This window comes from Paraburkholderia sp. SIMBA_030 (genome assembly GCF_046535245.1).
In the GTDB taxonomy this organism is placed as follows: domain Bacteria; phylum Pseudomonadota; class Gammaproteobacteria; order Burkholderiales; family Burkholderiaceae; genus Paraburkholderia.
The window spans coordinates 1-266 of the sequence record NZ_JAWRXB010000725.1 but is presented as its reverse complement, the minus strand read 5'-3'; the positions used below and the strand labels follow the sequence as shown (position 1 = coordinate 266).

General features: G+C 63.2%; 1 pseudogene. It reads left to right on the top strand.

The annotated features are described in order from the left end of the window. Positions 1-117 precede the first annotated feature (117 nt). Positions 118-266: pseudogene (locus tag SB772_RS41860) on the top strand (signal peptidase); the annotation flags it as partial.

The following is a 266-nucleotide window of genomic DNA, read 5'->3' as shown; positions in this document are numbered from 1 at the left end:
CGCGATCGAACGCGCGCTGTCGGTGTCGTTCGGATTCGGCGGCAGTTGCGCAAGTGTGTTGTTGGACGCCTGGAAGGGCGATTGAAGTGAACTTACTGAGCTGAGAGGACGATAACAATGAAGCACAAAGGACATCTGGCCGGCATGTTGGTGGCCGCGTCGTTGCTGACGGGGTGCGGTACCGTGGTGCGTTCGCTGCCGCTGCCGGCGGCGGCAACGACGCCGGACACGAGCGGCGTCGCGATCTATTTCGGCACGCAGCCGCA